Consider the following 18,926-nt stretch of genomic DNA (forward strand, 5'->3'; position numbering starts at 1 on the left):
ACAACTGTCTTTCTGAAGCTCTATAAATTATCTGCTCCCTTTAATATAAGGCACACCAGAAGCTTTTGGCGCATCTGCACGGCCGATAAATCCGGTTAAAGCAATAATTGTTAATACATAAGGTGCAATTAATAAATACACATTCGGGATGTTTTCTAAAAACGGTAAGCTAGATCCAATGATACTTAAGCTTTGGGCAAAGCCGAAGAAAATTGCCGCCCCCATCGCTCCAAGCGGGTGCCATTTCCCGAAAATCATCGCGGCTAGTGCCATAAATCCTTGACCGCTGATGGTCGCATGTCCAAAATCAGATGAAATGGCCTGAGCGTATACACCGCCGCCAATACCACCGAGCGCCCCAGAAATAAGGACCCCATAATAGCGCATTTTTGTGACATTAATACCCATTGTATCTGCAGCCATAGGATGTTCCCCGACAGCGCGCAGTCTTAAGCCAAATTTTGTTTTATAAATAACATACCATGCAACTACAGCAAAAAAGATAGCTACAAAAGATGTGTAGTACGTATTTGAGAAAAATAATGGTCCAATAATCGGGATATCACTCAAAATCGGGATATCAATTTTGCTGAATCCTCTTTGAATAATATCTGTTTGCCCTTTTCCATATATATATTTCACAAGGAATAAGGCTACACCGGCAGCCAATAAGTTAATCGCTACACCAGAGACCGTTTGATTTGCTCTAAATGTAATCGAAGCAACTGCATGAATGAGTGAGAATAGTGCGCCAACAGCCATCGCAGCTAACAGTGAAACCCACGGCGTCCAGGCGCCGAATACATCTACAAAAGTTAGGTTAAAAACGATGGCAGTAAATGCGCCAATAACCATTAAACCTTCCAGCCCAATATTGACAACTCCTGATCTCTCAGAAAATGTACCGCCTAATGCGGTGAAAATAAGTGGTGCTGCCCATAACAATGTAGTTGGGATAATAATCATTAATATTTCCATGATGCCCACTTATTTCTCCCCCTTTTTGCCAAATCTTTTTATAATAAGGCGAATCATATAGCTGGCAGCAACGAAGAAAACGATAAGTGCAATAATAATATCTACCAGTTCATTTGGGACACCTGCTTGAAGCGGCATGTTCAGTGCGCCAACTTTTAAGCTTCCAAATAGAATGGCCGCAAGTACAATTCCAATTGGTGAATTGGCGCCTAATAAGGCAACCGCGATCCCGTCAAACCCAACACCAGTAAAGCCGCCTTTTACAGCAGCATATCCAAATGTGCCAAGCCCCTCCATTGCACCTGCTAAACCTGCAAATGCACCGGAAATAACCATAGACAAAATAATATTCCGCTTTACATTCATTCCTGCATAGTCAGAAGCATGCTGATTAAAGCCAACTGCTTTTAATTCGAAACCTCTAGTAGTTTTTTCTAAAATAAACCACATAATAATTACGCAAATAATTGCAATTAAAATACCCCAGTGCATGCGTGAATAATCTGTTAATGATTCAAAAAATGGCGATCTCAAACTTGCAGATTCTGCGATAGATTCAGTTCGGTCGCTTTTTTCTGATAGAACTGTACGAATAATATAGTTTGTTATGTGTAATGCCGTATAGTTCAGCATAATTGTTACAATTACTTCATGTACACGATATTTCGCTTTTAAAAATCCTGGAATAAACGCCCATAAAGCACCTGCTGCAGCTGCAGCCAGAACAGCGAGCGGCAAATGAATGATCTTAGGGAGCTCAAATGCTACACCTACCCAAACAGCAGCGAGCCAGCCAACGATGAGCTGTCCTTCAACACCAATATTAAATAATCCTGTTCTAAAAGCAAAAGCTACCGCAAGCCCTGCAAGAATATATGGTGTGATTTGCCTGATTGTTTCACCAAAAAAATATGAATCTCCAAAAGCTCCCTGCCAAAGAGCAATAAAACCTGCAACTGCATCATAACCAGTTATAATCATTATAATAGTTCCGACTAGTACACCTAATAAAACGGCAATCACTGGAACCAATATATTTTGTAATCGGCTGGACATTAGTTTACTCCCCCTGCCTTCTTCTCAGTCGAACCGGCCATTAACAAGCCTAATTCCTGCTCTGTTGTTTCTTTCGGATTAACGATTGCAATGATTTTCCCTTCATATATAACCGCTATTCTATCGCTTACATTCATTATTTCATCAAGCTCAAATGATAATAGTAGAACTGCTTTGCCTTGATCTCTTTGATCAATTAAACGTCTATGAATAAATTCTATCGCCCCGACATCAAGCCCTCGAGTAGGCTGGGCAGCAATAAGTAAATCAGGATTTCTGTCTACTTCACGACCAATGATCGCCTTTTGCTGATTTCCGCCGGAAAGAGAACGCGCTAAAGTAAACTCATCTGGTGTTCTGACATCAAATTCATTTATTAAACTATTCGCTTTTACATAAATTTCCTTGTTGTTCATCACTCCGAATTTTGAATACGGCTTCTGATAATATGTTTGCAGAACAATATTTTCGCCGATTGTAAAATCAAGAACTAAGCCATGTTTATGTCTATCCTGAGGTATATGGCCGACACCTGATTCAGTCACTTTTCTCGAAGGGAGATGACTAATTTCCTTCCCATTTAATTTGATTGAACCGCTGTCTGTTTTTCTTAAACCTGTTATTGCTTCAATTAGTTCAGACTGACCGTTGCCGTCAACACCTGCTATGCCGACAATTTCACCCTGCCTAATTGTTAAATCAAGCTGGTTTACTGCTTGGATTCCTCTTGAATCCTTGACGGTTAATTGATTTATTTCGAGAACATTTTCTTTTGGTTCCGCTTCAGATTTTTCTGTCTTAAATGTGATTTCACGACCTACCATGAGGCTGGCTAATTCATTGGGATTAGTATCTTTTACATCCACCGTGCCTATCCCTTCACCTTTGCGAATAACCGTCACTCTATCACACACTTCCATGATTTCCTTCAATTTATGTGTGATTAATATAATTGATTTTCCTTCTTTTATTAAGGTTTTCATAATTTGAATAAGTTCGTTAATTTCCTGCGGAGTCAAAACGGCAGTAGGTTCATCAAATATGAGTATTTCTGCTCCACGATAAAGCGTTTTTAAAATTTCTACCCGCTGCTGCATACCTACTGAAATATCAGCGACTTTAGCTTGAGGATCAACAGCTAATCCATATCTTTGCGAAATCTCTCTTACTTCACTTTCCGCTTTTTTCATATCAATTTTTCCGCGTGAAGTGATTTCTTTTCCAAGAATAATATTCTCTGTTACTGTGAATTTATCAATAAGCATGAAATGCTGATGCACCATACCTATTCCTAAATCATTTGCTATATTAGGATTAGTTATATTCACTTTCTTGCCGTTGACTTTAATCTCACCCTTTTCAGGCTGGTACAATCCAAAAAGAACATTCATTAACGTCGACTTGCCGGCACCATTCTCTCCTAATAATGCATGGATTTCCCCTTTTTTTAATTGGAGAGTAATATTATTGTTCGCAACAATACCTGGAAATTCTTTTCGAATATTCAACATCTCAATCACATAGTCCACATTGTTCACTCCTCGCCAATTAGCTGTAGTTGGAGGTCAGACCTCCTATACTTAAATAAAAACTTGACTAAACGCCAAGCTTGTTTATTTTAAAAACTTAAGTGAAAAATATAATGGCTTATATTCTTCAATTAAGCTTTTATCCATAAAAAAGGAATAAGAGAGGAAAAGTAAATACTCTCTTATTCCATTGTCAATGTTACTCAGCTTTAAATGTTTTTAATTCCTCTGTTGTTTCTGGAATTGTAAGATCACCATTTTTGATTTTATCCGTCCAGTCAGCTACAGCAGATTCGATGTCAGCTTTATTTTCAAGCTCTTCATTTAGCGGAGCAAGACCTACGCCATCTTCAGCAAGACCGTAAACAATTGTTTCTCCGCCAGGGAAGTTTCCATCCTTTGCTTTTGTTGACAGGTCAATAACCGCATTGTCAACACGCTTCATTGCAGATGTCATAATGACGTTATGATCTGTTCCATCAATATTTACTATGCCTTCTGCCGTTTGATCAGAGTCAACGCCAATCGCCCATAGCTCTCTAGATGGGTCTTTTTTCTTTAGATCACGTGCTTCTTTAAATAAACCATTACCAGTTCCGCCAGCAGCATGGAAAATCACATCAATGCCAGAAGAATACATTTTAGATGCAATTGATTGTCCTAGCTCGGCTTTATCAAATGCACCTGAATAATTGCTTTCAACTTTAATATCAGGATTCACTGCTTGTACACCCGCTAAGAAACCAGCTTCAAAACGTTCAATTACAGGAATTTCCATACCACCGATAAAACCGATTTTATCAGTTTTAGTTGCTTGTGCCGCTGCAACACCTGCTAGGAAAGCCGCTTCTTGTTCTTTAAAGAGAATGCTTGCTACGTTGTCTTCTTCAACCACGCCATCAATAATGGCAAATTGGTTTTCTTTTTGCTGAGCAGCAATTTCACCAATTGCGCCTTCCATAAGGAATCCTACTCCAAACACCAAGTCAAAGTCCTGGCGAGCAAGGTTGTTTAAGTTTGTAGAATAGTCAGCGTCTGATTGAGATTGCAAGTAATCATAGCCGCCTTTTCCTTTTTCAAGTCCATTTTCTTTACCAAATGCTTCGATGCCTTCCCAAGCAGATTGGTTGAATGATTTATCATCTACTCCACCAACATCTGTTACCATTGCAACAGAAAATGGTTTTTCTTCTTTGTTTCCTTCTTTGTCTGAGCCCTGTCCTTCATCATTAGATGTACCGCATGCACCTAAGATTGTCCCTGCAGCTAATGCTAATGAAAGTGCAAATCCAAATTTACGTTTTTTCAAAATATTTACCCCCTAAAGGAATTTGTTTACATTAGTAGTATGACAAATGATTGACACGCTAATCAAAAAATTCTTTTTCTAAGAACGTGGAAACTGAACTTATCAGCTCTGAAGTAATTGACAGAATAGAGAATGGGTTCATCCGTTTCATTATAGTGCATTTGTTTTAAGACGAGTAAAGCCGTCTCTGGATCGCACTCTAAAATGGGTGACACTTTCTCATGGTAGCCTAATGGTTCTATTTGGGCGACTGCATATGTAATCTTTCGCCCTGTTCCTTCTTCAAGGTTATCGAAAATAGATTCCTTTTCCCATGAAATGGATTCGGGGATATGTTTGCCTAGTAGTTTATCCAAGCAATAAACAACTGGCTCCCCATTAGCAGTTCTGACCCTTTCAACTACCGCAATTTCTTCATCTAGTGTACAAGAAAAACGACGGATATCATCCTCAGTTGGCCCCTGGGTTTCAGAGCTCAAAAAAATCGTCCCAGGTGTCATCCCGGCTTGCATAATCATATTGGTCACGCTGTTTAATTGTTCAATACCAGAAGTGAACAGCGGCTTGGCATTGACAAATGTCCCTACTCCGTGGCGTCGAATAATAATATTCTCTTCTTCCAGAATACGAAGCGCTTCGCGCAATGTTGCTCTGCTAACCCCAAGCTGTTTGGCAAGATCAAATTCTGAAGGCAGTTTTTCTTTCTCTTTATAAACCCCAGCTTCAATGTCTTGCTTTAAACGATCAATGACCTGTAAATACAAATGCCGATTATCTGACTTAATTGACATGCTGTTTATCCTCCAACTTTTGTTTCTCAAGACATCAGACCTCTGATGTTCAATCATTCCTACTAATCGAAAATACTATAACACTTTTCTCCTAATAAAGGAATACATTTTCTGAAAAATGTCGAAAAAACATAGGTTATTGTGCTGATTTTTACTCAATTTGACCATTATTTAGCAATTATTATTGAAAGCGGATACAATTGTATAACACAATTTGACAAAGTAGAACTGTACTTTGAATATTCTATTAATGCAGGTATCCTCGAAAGAGCATTGAAAATGTGTGCCTTCACAGAGATATATGCAGTTTATCTACCTGAAGACTCTGAAATTGGGCGACTTCACAGAGATATACACGGTTTATCTTCGTATAACGTATTCACAAAAATAATAGCCATAGGATCCACTAAAATATATAACCATTTGAAAACAAAAAAAGAGGCATCCTAAGTCATAGACTTTTTTAAGATGCCTCTTTATTAATTACCCTTTAAAAAGAGTTTTCATGACTCTTTTCAACACTTGTATAAACAATTATTAGGAAGTGGCTTCGTCTGAAGGCTTGCCAACAAGGACAGTTCTCGGCTTGCTACCTTCATAAGGGCCGACGATACCTCTTGCTTCCATTTCATCTATCAGCCTTGCTGCTCTTGTATATCCGATGCGAAATCTTCTTTGCAGCATGGATACTGATGCGGTTTGCATTTCAAGGATTAGCTCAACTGCTTCATCATATAAGTTATCATCCACATTCCCTGTTGCTTCAGGGACGTCATCTGGAATCATTTCCTCCTGATATTGTGCTTTTTGCTGACCAATCACAAAGTCAACTACTTCCTCGACTTCTTCATCCGATAAAAATGCGCCCTGCACCCTGATCGGTTTAGATGCGCCAACTGGCATAAACAGCATGTCGCCGCGTCCAAGTAGTTTTTCGGCTCCACCCATATCTAGTATTGTGCGGGAGTCTGTCATAGACGATACGGCAAATGCAATTCTTGACGGAATATTTGCCTTGATGACACCAGTAATAACATCTACTGACGGACGCTGGGTAGCTATAATTAAATGAATGCCTGCAGCCCTAGCCATTTGCGCGAGCCTTGTAATGGCATCCTCTACATCAGATGAGGCAACCATCATTAAATCTGCAAGCTCATCTACAATGACAACGATATAAGGTAAAAGCGGCTGCTGTGCTTCTTCCATTGCATTATGGCGTTTAATATATTCATTGTATCCTTCAATATTTCTTGTTCCTGTATGGGAGAATAGTTCATAGCGCCTCTCCATTTCGCTTACTACTTTTTTCAATGCTTGCGATGCTTTTTTTGCATTTGTTACAACTGGAGCAAGCAAATGCGGCACCCCATTATAAACATTCAATTCGACCATTTTTGGATCAATCATCATTAGCTTTACTTCATGCGGTTTTGCACGCATTAAAATACTTGTGATAATGCCGTTTATACATACACTTTTACCGCTTCCTGTGGCTCCGGCAACAAGTAAATGCGGCATTTTATTCAATTCTGCCATCACAGCTTCACCAGTAATGTCTCTGCCAAGTCCGATTAAAAGCTTGGAATCGGATCTCTCATTTGTTTTGTTCTCGATAACTTCCCTTAATGAGACCATGGCAACTTCAGAGTTTGGCACCTCAATACCAATCGCTGATTTACCTGGAATCGGCGCTTCAATTCGAATGTCTTTTGCTGCAAGAGCGAGTGCTAAGTCATCACTTAAGCTTACAATCTTGCTTACCTTTACACCGATGTCTGGGTGAACTTCATATTTTGTCACGGCTGGTCCAAGGTGCACTTGTGTTACTCTTGCTTTTACGCCAAAGCTTTGGAAGGTTCGCTCTAGCTTCGCAGCATTGTCATGAATAAGTTTGTATTCGCCGCTTTGATCAGTCTGATTAGGAAACTTTAATAGCTTCATTGGCGGCAGTTTATAATCCTTATTTTCAACTTCTGTGAAGGTGATTGGCGGCACGCTTTCATCCGGTTCCTTTCCAGTTGTTTGCTCACCTTGCGGCTGACGATTTTCAGCTATATCCTGATCTTCATCTCGATAGGCTTTTTGCGCAAAACTTGAAATAATCGGTTCAGGCGTGTTTTCTTCTTCAATTGAATCAGAAGCTGAATTAATTTTAATCTCTGGCTGTGTATCTTCCTGCTTAGTCTCTTTTTTCGCTCTTGAAGATTTTTTTCTGCCTTTGTTCTGCTTATATTCACTCATCCATTCTTTCACATCGTTAATAAACGCAGACCATTGAGATTTTATAAACTCCCATATTGCAAGAAAGACTTTGCCAAAAGCTTGGCCGAAGGTTTTTCCGGTCAGAAGAATAAATCCTATCACTATAAGGAGGAAGGCAATAATCTTTGATCCGGTTTCATCAAATAAGAAATAAAACAGAGCAAACATCACTGCACCGAACATTCCTCCGCCAAGGTCAGTGGTACTCGTTTCTCCGCTTACTTCCATCCAATAAAGCTGCCATGTATTTCCGATTACACTCGGATTGGAAAATGTCCCTCCGTTTGAGAGGAGCTGAAATAAAGTTACATGACTGAGCAGCAGAAAGGAGCTTATTATAAAATACAGTCCAATCAATTTCGTATGAAATAGATCTGGCTGCTGCCGCTTCCACATAATGTAGCCCGCATATATTGCCAGGCCTATCAGGCAGAGCATATACCATTCACCCATAAAAAACCGGAAAAATAATACGGTCGCTTCTCCGACAGCACCTAAGCGCGCGATGGAAATAACCGCTAAGGCAATCAACGCGAGTGCAAAAAGCTCATATTTTAATGTTTTCTTTAAATGTTCCTTTTTTCTCGTCTTTCTTTTCTTTTTTTTAGCCATCCTATCACCTATCTACTTTTCTAATAACAGCCTCATGCCAATAAAGTGAAGCCTACATCAGTTGGTTTTTTTCTTCATCCCATAGAGCACGGGTGATTTAGTCTGAGTCCTGTTTATCGGGCTTTTACATGCAGTTATCCCCTAATCCTCTTTGATTTATTGATGTGAGGGTCATACTGCCCGTTAATTTGGGATAAAATTATGTATGAAAGAAGAGAGCAGCCGTCTTGGCTGCTCCAGTTTGTACTACCATTATAGCATATTAACACTCACTTACCGTTAAGATAAGGTAATTTTTGTTCCCGGACTATAAGTTTCGTTCATAAAGTCATTAGGGTTGCTGCTCATAACTTGCAAAATGATGCATTCTGCCCCACTGACTATTTCCACTAAGAGCGGTATACCATGATGATTGATAATCTTTTGTTTTTCATATTCCTGTGATTCAGACTGATATACTAAATCATACGGCATAGTTGTATATAAAATCATTGGATTAGTCCTTCTTTTTCATCTTTGTTTATTTCGATTAAATCCATGAGCTTTTTCATTGCTGGACCTACTCCTCCAACCTCATTGATCAGTCCGTATTCAACTGCATCCGCTCCTATTACATTTGTTCCTATATCCCTTGTCAAATTTCCTTTTGCAAACATTAAATCTTTAAATTTTTCCTCAGAAACATCTGAATGCTTCGTAACAAAATTAATGACGCGCTCCTGCATTTTATCTAAATACTCAAAAGTTTGCGGAACGCCTATGACCAATCCTGTTAATCTAATCGGATGGATGGTCATCGTTGCAGTTTCAGCAATAAAGGAGTAATTACATGATACGGCAATTGGGACACCGATGGAATGGCCTCCTCCTAATACGATCGATACGGTTGGCTTAGAGAGGGAAGCCAGCATTTCTGAAATCGCAAGTCCTGCTTCAACATCCCCGCCTACCGTATTCAATATGACAAGCAAGCCTTCAATTTTAGGATTCTGCTCAATTGCAACAATTTGTGGAATAAGATGTTCATATTTAGTTGTTTTATTTTGCGGCGGCAATTGAAGATGTCCCTCTACCTGCCCCACTATCGTTAAGCAATGTATTTTTGAATCCTGTGATAATTGAGGAACATTCGTTTGTCCAAGCTGCTGTATTTTCTCCATTAAAGGTGTTTGCTTTTCAGTTTCTTTAGGCTGCTCCTGTTCGTTTTCGTTCGAATACATTTCTTTATCCATGCTCTTTTCTCCCTTCCAGCTATATACGTTTAGTATGAGCTCTGGAGAGATTTTCATTCCTTTGCCATTTTGTCACACAAAAAAGAATGCCTCAAGGCTCACCTTGGGCATTCTTCGTTTATGCTTCCATTATTATCGGTAAAATCATTGGTCTACGTTTTGTTTTATCAAACAAATATTGATTCAATCCATCCCTCATATCCTGCTTAATTCCAGACCAGTCAAATGCTTCATTCGCTAATTTGTTCTCTACAATTTCCTTAACTAATTTAGTTGCTTCTATGAGCAGCTGCTCAGATTCACGAACATAAACAAAGCCTCTTGTGATTATTTCTGGCCCAGCTGAGATTGTTTTTTCTTTTTTATTGAGTGTAACTACGACTAATAAGATTCCATCTTGGGAAAGAAGTTTCCTGTCCCTAAGAACGATATTACCTACATCGCCTACTCCGCTACCATCAATCAATATATGGCCAGCAGGTATTTTTCCTGCAGGACGCATTTCACCCTCTTTAATTTCTGCCACTTCACCTTTATCAGGAATAAAGATGTTTTTATCGTCAATTCCGCACTCTTTCGCAATATTTGCATGAGCTTTTAACATGCGGTACTCCCCATGCACAGGGATAAAGAATTTTGGGTTCATTAAATTAATCATGAACTTAAGTTCTTCTTGACTGCCATGACTGGAAGTATTGAACGTGCCTTTTCCTGAAATCACATAGGCTCCGCTTCGGAAAAGCAAGTCTACTGTCTTGGATAAATATACTTCTGTCCCTCTGAGCGGTGAGGATGCAAAAAGGACATGGTCGCCTTTTTTTATATTCACTTGACGGTGGTTTTGCTTTGCCATCTTTTGCAGTGCGTCTATTGGTTCCCCTTGCGAACCTGTGATCAACACAACGATTTCGTCATCAGCATATTCGCCTATGTCTGCTACCGGAATGATTAACTCTTCGTGAACAGTTAAATAGCCGAGCTTCAAGGCTATATCATAATTCTTTTGTAAGCTTTTACCCACTACAGCGACTTTTCGTCCAGCTTCAAAAGCAGCATCAAAAATATGCTGAATGCGAATAATATCGGAAGCAAATGTCGCTGCAATAACTCGTCCAGGAGCATGGTCAAGCGCTTGAGTTAAAGACTTCCTTACATTTACTTCAGAATTTGTATATCCTGGTTTCTCTGCTTCCGTGCTATCTGACAATAGGCAAAGGACACCTTCTTCACCGATTCTTGCCATTTTACCGACTTCAGCTTTGTAGAGACTGTCGGCTGCTTGGTCAAATTTAAAGTCCCCTGTATGGACAATTACACCTTCTGATGTATGAATACAGATGCCGACACTGTCCGGGATATTATGATTCGTTCTAAAAAATGATACTTCCGCAGCGCCAAACTGAAATCTCGTATCACTATGTATTTCAACAAGATCCGCCTTATCTTTAAAATCCTGTTCTTTCATTTTTGACTTTGCTAATGCCAGCGTTAGTTTAGTTCCGTACACAGGAACATTCAACTGCCTTAAAATATAGGATAATCCGCCAATATGATCATCATGACCATGCGTTAAAAAAATCCCTTGCACTCGTTCCTTTTGTTGTACTAAATAAGTAATATCAGGAATCACCGTGTCAATTCCTAGCATTTCATTTTCAGGGGACATTAAACCTGCATCGATCACATAAATATCTTCATCTACCTCGACAATATGCATGTTTTTCCCAAGTTCTCCTACCCCACCTAATGCTGTCAGCTTGATGCTCTCGTTCTGTCTCTTCACTTATGCTTCCTCCTAAATATCTTTGGCCCGATCAAAATCAGTTATCACCATTATACTTGAACTTTGAAATTGATGACAACCAAATTTATGCATTTATCCGGTTTATAGTGGAAGGATGTCCAAGTTCGTCCACTCTTCACCTGTGTAATAAGTACTAATTTATGTATTATTATTTTAAATGGGCTATTAAAATGCTCATATATTCGTAAATTCATCCATAAAATTATAAGCCTTAAGTCATTAAAATATATAACTCTATTCTTTATAAAAACAGCGCCAAGAAGGGATCACTCATCACCTCTTGGCGCTTCTACTAAAGTTTTTCGGTTATTTTAGCAAATCTATAAGTGCTTTTCTTTCACTTTCAGTTAAAGGCACCATCGGCAAACGTACAGATCCGACGTCCAAGCCTTTTAACTGAAGTGCTGTTTTAACTGGCCCCGGACTTGGTGCCGCAAACAAGCCTTCCATCACTGGCAATATCTCCTGATGCTTAATAGCTGCCGCTTGATAATTGCCGTTCAAGTAGGATTGAATCATTTCTTGTATTTCATTGCCAATAATATGTGATGCAACAGAAACAACGCCTACACCACCAATAGCCATTACAGGAAGTGCAATTCCGTCATCACCGCTATAAAGCATGAATTGGTCATCTGTTTCTGCAATGATCTTAGTCATCGCATTTAAGTCACCACTTGCCTCTTTAACAGCTACGATATTTTCAACCTTTGAAAGTTCAATGATCGTTTCAGGTGCTATATTAACTGCAGAACGACCCGGGATATTATATAGCATCACTGGTAAGCTTGTGCTTTCCGCAATCGCTTTAAAATGCTGGTATAAGCCTGTTTGATTCGGTTTATTATAGTATGGCGTTACTAGCATGATCGCATCAACACCGATCTCTTCTGCCTTTTTCGTCAGCTCGATTGATGCGTAAGTGTTATTGCTGCCTGTACCTGCAATGACAGGTACACGCTTGTCTGCTACCTTGACAACATGCCGAAACAGTGCAATTTTTTCCTCTTTTGTCAAAGTAGGCGATTCGCCTGTCGTACCAGCAACGACAAGTGAGTCGGTCCCATTTTCAATTAAATGATTAATTACCTGTGTTGTTTTTGCGAAATCAATATGACCGTTTATATCAAATGGCGTAACCATCGCCGTAGAAACCCTTCCGAATAATACCATTTTAACACCTCATTTTAAATATCCGTTCGCTTAATCTCCAATAATTCTTTTTCTAAATGAAAAGCATCATGCAAGGCATTGACTGCTTTCGGCAAATCCTTCTGTTCTACTAATACCCAGATTGTCGTATGGCTATCAGCAGATTGCATAATTCTTATGCCCTGCTCTGATAAAGCTGTTACAATCTTTGATGCAACTCCTGGAACTCCTTGCATTCCAGCGCCGACCACTGATACTTTAGCACAAGCTCTCTCGACTTTAGGCTGATGTCCAAGCTTGTTTAAAATACTAACTGCTTTATCAGTCATTTCTTCAGTAACTGTGTAATTTACGCCATTCGGATAAATGTTGATAAAATCAACACTGATACCTTCGTTAGCCATTGCCTTAAATACTTCTGATTGCAAATCATATTGATTTTCTTTTGCTAATACTTTAATTTGCGAAATATTTGCTACGTGAGCAATGCCAGTTACTGGTCGTTCTTTAATATCGGCTCCGCGATTATGCTTTGTTATAGTTGTAACTAGTGTGCCTAATCCATCAGTATATGTTGAACGAATTCTAATTGGTATCTTTGCCTGCATGGCAATTTCAACAGCTCTTGGATGAATGACTTTTGCTCCTTGGTAAGCCATATTACATACTTCAGTATAAGTAACAACATTTAGCGGACGAGCATTCTCAGCAATCCTTGGATCAGCTGTCATAATTCCTTCGACATCCGTAAATATATCAATCCACTCAGCATTTAAAGCTGAGCCTAATGCTGCCGCAGAAGTGTCACTTCCACCTCTTCCAATCGTTGTTATATCCCCGTTTCTAGCCGAACCTTGGAAGCCAGCAACGACGACCACTTCGCTTGACTCAAGTTCTTTTAATAAACGATCACATTTCATATCAATAATCTTTGCATTCATATGATCATGATTTGTTCTAAAACCTGCCTGTGCACCAGTTAAAGCAGTCGCTGAAATTTGATTTTCAAGCAGCATATTGGTGAATACAACACTGGAGATTATTTCTCCACAAGACAGGATCAAGTCGGTTTCTCGCTTATTTATTTTTGTATCTGGCAGACCAACTAGAGAAAGCAACGTATCCGTAGCATAAGGATCACCTTTTCTGCCCATAGCTGATACAACTACCACTACTTTAAAGCCTTCTGAAATAGCATGTTTTATATGCCTTAATGCATGATTGCGGCCTTCTTCATTTCGCACCGATGTGCCACCAAATTTTTGAACGACGATTTTCATTAAAACACCTCAAAAAGCTAATCTATTTTAAAAAACATACTGATTATTTTACTATACTTAATTTAACAAGACTTTCTGCAATTTGTACAGAGTTCCATGCTGCACCTTTAAGTAGATTATCAGAAACCACCCACATATGGAAACCTTTTTTCTCATCTAAATCATTGCGAATACGGCCAACAAATACATCATTTTTTCCTACACAATCAGCAGGCATCGGATATATTTGATTTTCAGGATCATCCTGCAGCACAATTCCTGGTCCCTCTTTCAATAAACCTTTAATTTCTTCAGAACTAACTCCTGATTTATTAATTTCGAAATAAACAGATTCCGAATGTCCAGTTGCTACTGGTAAGCGGACGCAAGTAGCAGCTACTGGCAATTCTGGTAAATGCATGATTTTTTTCGTTTCATTAATCATTTTCATTTCTTCAAACGTATATCCGTTATCTACAAACTTATCAATTTGTGGAATTGCATTGAAAGCAATTTGATAATGTTTTTTATCGCCTTTTACAGGCAGAACTTCAGGTTTGAATTCTTCATTGTTTAAAATCGCCTTTGTCTGACCATACATTTCTTCAATCGCTGCCTGACCGGAACCTGATACAGCTTGATAAGTAGAGACAATCACTTTATTCAAACCAAACGCTTTTCTTATTGGCTCAAGTGCTACGACCATTTGAATTGTCGAACAGTTAGGATTGGCAATAATACCGTTATGCTGATGAAGATCTTCCTCATTTACTTCAGGTACAACAAGCGGTGTGTTTTCGTCCATTCGGAACGCACTTGTATTATCTACTACAATTGCACCGCGTTTAACTGCTTCTGGTGCAAGTGCTTTTGATACGCTGCCACCAGCGCTAAATAATGCAATCTGAACACCTTCAAAGCTCTCCGGCTTCGCTTCCTGCAAAGTATAGGACTCGCCTTTATATAAAACCTTCTTTCCCGCAGAACGAGATGAAGATAATAATGTCAATTTTTTAATTGGAAAATTTCTATTCTCTAAAGTTTTTAAAATTTGTTCACCGACTGCACCAGTTGCTCCAACTACAGCTACATGGAAGCCTTTTGTCTCTGCCATATTATTTTCCCCTTCCGGCAACAATTTGATTTGCTAGTATAATATTCATCAGCTTGTCATGTTATCGCTCAAAAATGCAGCCAGAAAACGGCAATTGAAGTGCCGCTTACTGCTTGCATTTAAATTACTTACGTTTCAATCATCACTCACTGAAGTTTATAATATATTTTATCATATTCCCGCATTAAAAAATTAAAATTTGATAGAAAACTTGCATTCAGGTTACATTTTCGAAATGCCCTATTTTCATTATGCGATATTTTGAACTAGATTCCAAATTAAACAGTCATTCACTATAAAAATTAATTAAAATGCAATTTTCATCAAATTATTAATCACACGCCATCTTTATATCTTTCTACAATAACCGGCTGCAGCTGTTTACCTTCCATTGCCGAAATAATTGTATCTGATAAAGCGGTCATTCTTGCAACCATCGAATTGGGCTTTTTAATTGGATCATCCTGACCAAACGGGATAAAGTAAATATTCTTCGTTGCCATGAGTCTCATTAAATTAGCTCCGTTTAATCCGAGAGCATCGTTGGTTGAAATGCCGAGAACTACAGGCATTTCATTGCGCAATGTTGCTTTTGCAGCCATTAAAACCGGAGAATCTGTCATGGCATTGGCGAACTTGCTCATTGAATTGCCTGTCAAAGGAGCAATAACCATACAATCCAATGGGATTTTTGGCCCGAGCGGTTCAGCCTTAACAATTGAATCAATCACTTTATTGCCAGTTAACTCTTCTATTCTTTTAATCCAATCCTCTCCATCACCGAATCTTGTGTTTGTGTTTTGCACCGTAAAGGTTACTACCGGAAGCACTTCAGCACCTGCAAGAACAAGTTTTTCTATTTCAGGGAAAACCGCATCATAAGTACAATGAGACCCTGTTAACCCGAAGCCAATTCTTTTTCCGTTTAAGCTCATCGCTTATTCCCCTTTCTGATTTCTCATATCTTCTGTAATGAGCTGCGCCAGCACATTAGCTAAAATACGTCCTGCTGTTTTTGGAGCAACGATTCCAGGAAGTCCAGGAGCTAAAAGTGCTTTTACCCCGCGTTTTTCAGCATAGCGAAAATCGGTGCCACCTGGTTTAGATGCCAAATCTATAATTAACGTGTGCACAGGCATCTTATTAATTACAGCGGCACTTACAATGGGATGAGGAATCGTATTTATGCAAATATCACTATCAACAACTGCAGATTGAATGTCCTTTAAATGAAAAGGCGTTAATCCCATTTCGGTAATGCGAGCAATATGCTCACTTTTTCTTGCTCCTACTTTCACCTTTGCACCTAGTGCATGGAACGCTCGAGCAATACTCATGCCTGTTCTGCCTAATCCTAAAACTGAAATATTTGATCCATGAATAGTAAAGTCAGTATGCTGAATTGCCATCATAATCGCACCCTCAACAGTCGGTATAGAGTTATAAATAGCCACATCATCCCGATCAAATAATTGAACGAGTTCACGATTGGCCAAACTTGCGATATTTGTTAAATAGGGAGGATTAATTCCTGTATAAATTTTGCAATGAGATGGTGTTTTCTTTAATATCTCTTCATCTATTGTTACTTTTTCATTAGAAAAAATTGTATCAATTTGACCTTCTGGTCCTGCACCGGGTACTGGTAAAATAATTGAGTCTATGCAAGAAAAGTCTACTTCATCGATTTTTTCCTTCACCGCACCGGAAAAGGCATGGTCTAACTGCTCGAAGCCTATTAATGACAGCTTTGCATCGAGTTCAGTTAATTTACGAATCACTTCCAGCTGCCTTGCATCTCCGCCGATAACTGCAATTTGTAATCCTGTCAGCATGCAACACTCACCTTCTTTTAAAGAATCATATACGATTCTTTTACTAAACTACTCCAACATCTTATGTCTCGTAAGCAAAATAGGTGAGTTTTCCCACTAAGAATGGACGAGGGTGTGAAAAATTATTTTCTCTTTCGATTCGTCATACAGTGCAGCGTTAATCATTAGCAGTATGTATTTTTTCAGTACCTAATGATTTGTCTTTGTCCCATGCACCTACAAATAAAAAAAGAAAGAAGAAACGGTTTTCGTTTCTTCTTTCTCACAGTCTGTAGAAAAACTCATCGCAAAAATAAAAAGAAAGGGTTTAGGTTCTCCGAGGACTTACCGCTCGCTTTTTAGCTGTCTTTTTCTTCAGGTATGTCAATCATTATCATGTCTGAACCAATTTTACTTATATGATTCCACGAAACTCTGATTTCATCACTGTGCTTTCGGAAGCCGAACCATTTGAGCGTAGGAATAAGCAATGCTTGTATTTGTCCATTTTTCTCATTTATTTCTAAATCTGTTTGCCCTAGAACTCCGAGCTTTTCTGCACGCTTGACATCAACGATTTCTTTTCCGCTCAACTCACTTAAACGCAATGGACTCCACTCCTTATGATAACTAGTTTATATATATCTATAATGATAGCCCCCATTTTAGAATCAAGTTAAGCAATTTGTCCCCAAACTTCTAAAGGACAAAAAGAGGATCTATTATTAAAATAGAATCCTCTTTTTACAGTTATTATAAGTTTTTTGGCAATTCTCCATCAGGGCTGATCAATGCTATTGAGAAATTATCAGTAAACACGTTATTTGCCATTTCGTTAACAGCATCTTTCGTCACTTTATCGATATCCTCTACAATTTCATCTAGCGAGCGGTGTTCGCCTAATAAAAGCTCATTTTTGCCGTTGCGGCTCATTCGGCTGTTTGTGCTTTCAAGGCTAAGCATGAGACTTCCTTTCAATTGTTCCTTACTATTGTTTAGTTCCTTATCAGTGATACCATCCTGTTTTAATACCTTCAGTGTATTTTGAATCGTATCATAAAGGACATCTAATTGTTTTGCACCAGTGCCTCCATAGAGCGTAACGATACCTGTATCCTGGAAGGCTGAGTGATAAGAAAACACCGAATAGGCAAGTCCTTTATCTTCCCTGACATCTTGAAACAGGCGGCTGCTCATACTTCCGCCTAAAACATTATTTAATACAATCAAATTGTACATATCATCATGACCTACAGGCAAACCTTGATAGCCTAAACATAGATGAGCTTGTTCTGTTTCTTTTTTTCTTGCCACTTTATTCGTGTGGAAGCTTGGTTTGTGATTAGATTTTTCCTGTTTTCCAGCTGTATATGAACCAAAGAGCTTATCGACATCATTAATAAATGAATCTGGCACATTCCCTGCAATTGAGATAACAATATTCTCTGGTATGTAATGATTGTGCATATATTCTCTTAGCGTATCTCCGCTAAATGTAGCTAAAGTTTCTTCCGTTCCTAAAATAGGATAGCCTAATGCATGGTTCTCATAAATAGCTTTGCTTAGCAAGTCATGAACGATATCATCAGGCGTATCTTCATACATTTTAATTTCCTCATACACTACGTTCTTCTCTTTATTCAATTCCTCTGTAACAAAGGATGAATTGAAAAACATATCTGACAGCACATCTAATGCAAAATTGGCATGTGTATCAAGGACCTTTGCGTAATAACAAGTGTATTCCTTTGAAGTAAAGGCATTAACTTGACCGCCAATACTATCAAAGGATTCCGCAATCTCTCTTGCTGTTCTAGTTTTTGTTCCCTTAAAGAACATATGCTCCAAAAAATGAGAAATCCCATTATTTTTTGCATCTTCATTTCTAGAGCCCGTTCCAATCCAAACTCCAATTGCTACAGAGCGTACAGTAGGAATATTTTCCAATACTACTCTTACCCCGTTTTGACATGTATATCTTTTTATCAAGCATGCTCCTCCTGTTCTATTG

Annotated in this window: 16 protein-coding genes; all 16 read right to left on the reverse strand. The window is 38.8% G+C overall.

Annotated features, from left to right (window positions below):
- Positions 1 to 27: 27 nt before the first annotated feature.
- The 16 genes from CWS20_RS02465 to CWS20_RS02540 all read right to left on the reverse strand — a co-directional run bounded on the left by CWS20_RS02465 (position 28) and on the right by CWS20_RS02540 (position 18,904).
- A complete protein-coding gene (locus CWS20_RS02465) occupies positions 28 to 978 on the reverse strand; it encodes an ABC transporter permease (protein WP_217282355.1) in 951 nt (316 codons plus the stop codon).
- Between the two features lie 9 nt (positions 979 to 987).
- On the reverse strand, positions 988 to 2,034 hold the full coding sequence (locus CWS20_RS02470; protein ID WP_066197235.1) for an ABC transporter permease: 1,047 nt from the start codon (positions 2,032 to 2,034) through the stop codon (positions 988 to 990).
- On the reverse strand, positions 2,034 to 3,563 hold the full coding sequence (locus CWS20_RS02475; RefSeq protein WP_066197233.1) for an ABC transporter ATP-binding protein: 1,530 nt from the start codon (positions 3,561 to 3,563) through the stop codon (positions 2,034 to 2,036). Before CWS20_RS02475 ends, CWS20_RS02470 begins: the two co-directional genes overlap by 1 nt.
- Before the next feature lie 199 nt (positions 3,564 to 3,762).
- Positions 3,763 to 4,872: a BMP family lipoprotein gene (locus CWS20_RS02480; protein WP_066197231.1), complete on the reverse strand. Its 1,110-nt coding sequence runs from the start codon at positions 4,870 to 4,872 to the stop codon at positions 3,763 to 3,765.
- 62 nt (positions 4,873 to 4,934) lie between these two features.
- Positions 4,935 to 5,663 carry a GntR family transcriptional regulator gene (locus CWS20_RS02485; RefSeq protein WP_066197229.1) on the reverse strand — a complete coding sequence of 243 codons (729 nt, stop codon included), beginning with the start codon at positions 5,661 to 5,663 and terminating at the stop codon, positions 4,935 to 4,937.
- A 537-nt stretch (positions 5,664 to 6,200) separates the two neighbouring features.
- Positions 6,201 to 8,540, reverse strand: a complete 2,340-nt coding sequence (locus tag CWS20_RS02490; protein ID WP_066197227.1) for a DNA translocase FtsK — start codon at positions 8,538 to 8,540, stop codon at positions 6,201 to 6,203.
- Positions 8,541 to 8,819: 279 nt separating this feature from the next.
- A complete protein-coding gene (locus CWS20_RS02495) occupies positions 8,820 to 9,032 on the reverse strand; it encodes a YlzJ-like family protein (protein WP_066197225.1) in 213 nt (70 codons plus the stop codon).
- A complete protein-coding gene (locus CWS20_RS02500; RefSeq protein WP_066201555.1) occupies positions 9,029 to 9,760 on the reverse strand; it encodes a ClpP family protease in 732 nt (243 codons plus the stop codon). The genes CWS20_RS02495 and CWS20_RS02500 overlap by 4 nt, the downstream gene beginning before the upstream one ends.
- Positions 9,761 to 9,890: 130 nt before the next feature.
- Positions 9,891 to 11,555: a ribonuclease J gene (locus tag CWS20_RS02505; protein ID WP_066197223.1), complete on the reverse strand. Its 1,665-nt coding sequence runs from the start codon at positions 11,553 to 11,555 to the stop codon at positions 9,891 to 9,893.
- A 327-nt stretch (positions 11,556 to 11,882) separates the two neighbouring features.
- Positions 11,883 to 12,749 (reverse strand): 4-hydroxy-tetrahydrodipicolinate synthase, encoded by an 867-nt coding sequence (gene dapA / locus CWS20_RS02510; RefSeq protein WP_066197221.1) that lies wholly within the window; start codon positions 12,747 to 12,749, stop codon positions 11,883 to 11,885.
- A 14-nt stretch (positions 12,750 to 12,763) separates the two neighbouring features.
- On the reverse strand, positions 12,764 to 14,008 hold the full coding sequence (dapG, locus tag CWS20_RS02515) for an aspartate kinase (protein WP_066197218.1): 1,245 nt from the start codon (positions 14,006 to 14,008) through the stop codon (positions 12,764 to 12,766).
- A 43-nt stretch (positions 14,009 to 14,051) separates the two neighbouring features.
- Positions 14,052 to 15,101 carry an aspartate-semialdehyde dehydrogenase gene (gene asd / locus CWS20_RS02520; RefSeq protein WP_066197216.1) on the reverse strand — a complete coding sequence of 350 codons (1,050 nt, stop codon included), beginning with the start codon at positions 15,099 to 15,101 and terminating at the stop codon, positions 14,052 to 14,054.
- 335 nt (positions 15,102 to 15,436) lie between these two features.
- A complete protein-coding gene (gene dpaB / locus CWS20_RS02525) occupies positions 15,437 to 16,036 on the reverse strand; it encodes a dipicolinate synthase subunit B (protein ID WP_066197214.1) in 600 nt (199 codons plus the stop codon).
- Positions 16,037 to 16,039: 3 nt separating this feature from the next.
- Positions 16,040 to 16,936, reverse strand: coding sequence for a dipicolinic acid synthetase subunit A (gene dpaA, locus CWS20_RS02530; protein WP_066197211.1), 897 nt, complete (start codon positions 16,934 to 16,936; stop codon positions 16,040 to 16,042).
- Between the two features lie 338 nt (positions 16,937 to 17,274).
- The gene (locus CWS20_RS02535) at positions 17,275 to 17,523 is read right to left on the reverse strand and encodes a YlmC/YmxH family sporulation protein (protein ID WP_066197209.1); all 249 of its coding nucleotides are present in this window, start codon (positions 17,521 to 17,523) and stop codon (positions 17,275 to 17,277) included.
- Between the two features lie 145 nt (positions 17,524 to 17,668).
- Positions 17,669 to 18,904 (reverse strand): M16 family metallopeptidase, encoded by a 1,236-nt coding sequence (locus CWS20_RS02540; protein WP_066197207.1) that lies wholly within the window; start codon positions 18,902 to 18,904, stop codon positions 17,669 to 17,671.
- Between the last annotated feature and the right edge of the window lie 22 nt (positions 18,905 to 18,926).

This window comes from Cytobacillus horneckiae, assembly GCF_002835735.1.
Taxonomy (GTDB): Bacteria; Bacillota; Bacilli; order Bacillales; family Cytobacillaceae; genus Cytobacillus; species Cytobacillus horneckiae.

Coding starts and splice junctions, on each gene's coding strand:
- CWS20_RS02465 (WP_217282355.1), bottom strand. CDS start 978: ATGGAAATATTAATGATTATTATCCCAACTACATTGTTATGGGCAGCA.
- CWS20_RS02470 (WP_066197235.1), bottom strand. CDS start 2,034: ATGTCCAGCCGATTACAAAATATATTGGTTCCAGTGATTGCCGTTTTA.
- CWS20_RS02485 (WP_066197229.1), bottom strand. CDS start 5,663: ATGTCAATTAAGTCAGATAATCGGCATTTGTATTTACAGGTCATTGAT.
- CWS20_RS02490 (WP_066197227.1), bottom strand. CDS start 8,540: ATGGCTAAAAAAAAGAAAAGAAAGACGAGAAAAAAGGAACATTTAAAG.
- CWS20_RS02495 (WP_066197225.1), bottom strand. CDS start 9,032: ATGATTTTATATACAACTATGCCGTATGATTTAGTATATCAGTCTGAA.
- CWS20_RS02500 (WP_066201555.1), bottom strand. CDS start 9,760: ATGTATTCGAACGAAAACGAACAGGAGCAGCCTAAAGAAACTGAAAAG.
- dapA (WP_066197221.1), bottom strand. CDS start 12,749: ATGGTATTATTCGGAAGGGTTTCTACGGCGATGGTTACGCCATTTGAT.
- dapG (WP_066197218.1), bottom strand. CDS start 14,008: ATGAAAATCGTCGTTCAAAAATTTGGTGGCACATCGGTGCGAAATGAA.
- asd (WP_066197216.1), bottom strand. CDS start 15,101: ATGGCAGAGACAAAAGGCTTCCATGTAGCTGTAGTTGGAGCAACTGGT.
- dpaB (WP_066197214.1), bottom strand. CDS start 16,036: ATGAGCTTAAACGGAAAAAGAATTGGCTTCGGGTTAACAGGGTCTCAT.
- dpaA (WP_066197211.1), bottom strand. CDS start 16,936: ATGCTGACAGGATTACAAATTGCAGTTATCGGCGGAGATGCAAGGCAG.